Source organism: Rummeliibacillus sp. TYF005, assembly GCF_003844195.1.
Taxonomy (GTDB): Bacteria; Bacillota; Bacilli; order Bacillales_A; family Planococcaceae; genus Rummeliibacillus.
This window is the reverse complement of sequence record NZ_ML122623.1, coordinates 1-3758: the sequence shown is the minus strand read 5'-3', so window position 1 is coordinate 3758 and position 3758 is coordinate 1. Positions and strand designations below refer to the sequence as shown.

General features: G+C 32.6%; 4 protein-coding genes. 3 read left to right on the top strand and 1 reads right to left on the bottom strand.

What is annotated here, in order from left to right; all coding sequences use genetic code 11:
- Nucleotides 1-197: 197 nt before the first annotated feature.
- Together CW357_RS17780 and CW357_RS17775 are read left to right on the top strand one after the other, a co-directional pair.
- Complete coding sequence (locus CW357_RS17780; RefSeq protein WP_119414947.1) at nucleotides 198-788, top strand: hypothetical protein; 591 nt, start codon at nucleotides 198-200, stop codon at nucleotides 786-788.
- A 124-nt stretch (nucleotides 789-912) separates the two neighbouring features.
- Entirely contained in the window at nucleotides 913-1188 is a 276-nt protein-coding gene (locus CW357_RS17775) for a hypothetical protein (protein ID WP_367269450.1), read from the top strand.
- Nucleotides 1189-1278: 90 nt separating this feature from the next.
- Here the strand turns inward: CW357_RS17775 and CW357_RS17770 are convergent, their stop codons facing one another.
- Nucleotides 1279-1764 carry a hypothetical protein gene (locus CW357_RS17770; protein WP_119414948.1) on the bottom strand — a complete coding sequence of 162 codons (486 nt, stop codon included), beginning with the start codon at nucleotides 1762-1764 and terminating at the stop codon, nucleotides 1279-1281.
- A 410-nt stretch (nucleotides 1765-2174) separates the two neighbouring features.
- Here CW357_RS17770 and CW357_RS17765 point away from each other — a divergent pair, with 410 nt between their 5' ends.
- Nucleotides 2175-3680, top strand: a complete 1506-nt coding sequence (locus tag CW357_RS17765; protein WP_256386336.1) for a malate:quinone oxidoreductase — start codon at nucleotides 2175-2177, stop codon at nucleotides 3678-3680.
- Nucleotides 3681-3758: the final 78 nt, after the last annotated feature.

The following is a 3758-nucleotide window of genomic DNA, read 5'->3' as shown; positions in this document are numbered from 1 at the left end:
TTGACCACACCACCACATTTAGTATAGAGCCTTTTTACTTTTTATCTTACTCATGCATTAGCTCCTTTAACTCTTCAATCTGCACTTTATACGATAAACAAAAAATATTTTTCATCATTTAAAGAATAAAACTAAAAATTGTTGGCTAAAGTATATAAAATATTAGTACTTTTCAAAAATAAAGGAGAATTATCAACTTGAAGCTTATATTAGATTTATTTGTTTCTATATTTATAGGATACCATGTCTATAAATTTATCCAACTTTTGTTCAAGATGAAGAAAGAGGTTTTGTTTCCTAAAATAGATGAAGAGTCTACAACTATTCAAAAATATCCCCAAAAACCAATAAATCTACCATCCTACTCTAAACAAAAATTAGAGATTATCATTTATTCTTTAGTGCTTTTGGCGGTGATTAGCATCCTTATTTGGGTAGTCTTTTATGTAGAATTAGATGGAGCGCTTTATCTTTTATTATTACTTCCTTTAGCAAATTCACATAATTTATTTAACTTATTTGCGATTGTTGAAGACGGCGTGTTGAGTGGAAGTCGTTTTATAGCATGGAAAAATATAAATTCATTTCATTTTGTCCCAATCGATATTAATCATAAGTATTATGGATTTTCTAAAGAAGTAAATAATGGTTATGAATTGATTTTAAAGGAAAGTCTTTTTACCGTAAGTTGTATTGTAACTTCTGAAGAATCTAAAGAAACATTAACACAAATTTTTTATGAATATGGATTAAAACAAGAACAAGATCCATTCTTTAAAGTTTCTTGAAATGGGCCCCTGTTAAAGCTCGAAAACTTAACTCGTTCGTTATCAAAAACGGAATTCCACGCATATTATCTGAAAAATTTGTAATACTATCCCTAAATTATTTATTTAATTGTCAGAAGGGAAAGTGACAAATTTGGCGAAGCATTCAGATATAAGTTGGAAAAAAGATCATCCTTGCACTTTATCAAGTAACTCAGTTGAAAAGGCGCTGCGTATGGTGCAATCAGCGAGGTCACACTATGAAGAAATTGCAGTTGAACATATTTTCGATCAAATATCACATGCAGAAAAGGCTATTCAAACTGCAGAAGAATTTGGAGAGCATTTAGATATAGTTGAGCAAAATAAAAAACAACTTAAACAAGTAAAGCAACAATTAAGTGAATTTCAAAAAGAATAAGATTTCCCCCCGTTGGTTAAAAACTTACGGGGGTATTTTTAACAATAACCAAGCGTTATCTTTTCATGCTAAATGTTCTGAAAAAATTATTTAACACCAAACGATTATTTTATATGGAGTAGTTTGTGCAGGAATACTTCTCGTAGTAGGTCCGTATGTCACAATAAGATTTCGATTTCCTGGAAAACTCGAAAATGTTTGCCCATTTGTTAACATAATGGGTGTATTAGCTGTAAGATTCAGTTTTAATTGACCGTCACTGCTGACCAATTGACCGTTGAAAAAATCAACTTTGACATTTTGATAACTGTGTTCTTTTACAATAATAAGCGCTTGATACTGCGGAGGAAATATCAATGGTGCTGGCGCATCTCCATCATAATATCCAGTAATCACATCTCCAACATTTACAATTTCATAATTCGAAAAATAAGTAGTAGGTGACACGATGAAATTTACAATGTTACCTAACTCATCCTGAACGGACATTATCTTAAAACAACCTTCTCCATTTTGACCACTTGCAAAATCATTTATCTGCGAGACTGTCCCACGAAAATTTTTGAAATTTACCATAGCCATTCCTTTCTGTAAAAGAGTTTAAATCTATAGTTGTAATTTAGTCTATGTAAAATGATTACAGAAGTGCTTATTATGCATAAAACGATACTTAAAAAAGAATTTTGTAGAAGGTCGTAATTATAATAAATATGATGCAAGTTTATAAAACAGTTAGCAGGCCTTAAATACTATCTAAACAGTTCTTCTAAAGATATATAGAATTACGGAAAATTACATTATATCCATCTAATATGAAATTTTTATACAATAGAAGAAACTAGGATATCTTATAAGTATGATATATATATAAGATATTTTATTTTATAAATAATTGTGATACACTATGGACAGGTTGTAAATGATACAGAAAAGGTGTATGACAAGGTGCGCTTTGCTTATTTTCATGTATTAGCGCTTGCACTTTTCTGCAAATATACAGAATAAGGAAGGTAAACATGAGCAGTCAAACTAAAACAGACGTTATCTTAATTGGTGCCGGAATCATGAGTGCGACTTTGGGAACACTCCTAAAAGAATTAGTACCAGAATGGAACATTAAAGTGTTTGAAAAACTTGACAAACCAGGTGAAGAAAGTTCTAACGAATGGAACAATGCGGGAACTGGACACTCTGCACTTTGCGAACTTAACTATACTCCTGAAAGACCAGATGGCACAATCGATACTAAAAAAGCGATTAATGTCAATGAACAATTCCAAGTTTCAAGACAATTTTGGTCTCATTTAGTAAACAAAAAATTAATCAAAGATCCACAAAAATTTATCATGCCTATTCCTCATATGAGTTTGGTGCAAGGTGAAAAAAATGTCGAATTCTTAAAAAAACGTTTTGAAGCGCTTTCAAAAATTCCTTTGTTCCAAGGAATGGAATTCTCTGATGATAAAGAAACATTGAAAAAATGGATTCCACTTATTATGGATGGACGTACATCAGATACTCCGATTGCAGCTACTAAAATTGAATCTGGTTCAGATGTTAACTTTGGTAATTTAACACGTATGTTATTTGACCACCTACAAAGACAAGGTGTAGAAGTTAACTACAATCATACTGTTGAAAACATCAAACGTACAAGCGATGGTTCATGGGAAGTAAAAGTTAAAAGTGCTGATGGTAAATTACAATATAATACAGCGAAATTCCTATTTATCGGTGCTGGCGGCGGAAGTCTACCATTACTTCAAAAAACAGGTATTCCAGAAAGCAAACATGTCGGTGGATTCCCTGTAAGTGGTCTATTCTTAGTATGTAACAACCAAGAAGTTATTGATCAACACCATGCAAAAGTATATGGTAAAGCAGCAGTTGGTGCACCACCAATGTCTGTACCTCACCTTGATACTCGTTACATTGATGGTAAAAAATCATTATTATTCGGACCATTCGCTGGTTTCTCTCCTAAGTTCTTAAAAACAGGTTCTAACATGGACTTATTAGGTTCTGTAAAACCAAACAATGTTTTCACTATGCTAGCAGCAGGTGCTAAAAACTTAGATTTAACAAAATACTTAGTTCAACAATTGATGCTATCTAAAGATCAACGTATTGAAGAACTACGCGACTTCATTCCAAACGCTAAAGGCGAAGATTGGGATATCGTTGTAGCTGGTCAACGTGTACAAGTTATCAAAGATACTGAAGCTGGTGGTAAAGGTACTCTACAATTTGGTACTGAAGTAATCACTGGTGCTGATGGTTCAGTTGCTGCATTACTAGGCGCATCTCCAGGTGCTTCTACAGCTGTTAAAGTAATGCTTGACGTAATCACTAAATGTTTCCCTCAATATATGAAAGAATGGGAACCAAAGATTAAAGAAATGATTCCATCATATGGTACAAAACTTGTTGAAAACCCAGAATTATTCAACAAACTACATGCCGAAACTTCAAAAGCACTTGGTTTAAAATAAGTAAATAAAGTGACAAAAAGGACCTTTAATCATCATGATTAAAGGTCTTTTTGGTGCGCCCAGCATGAACGTAATCTA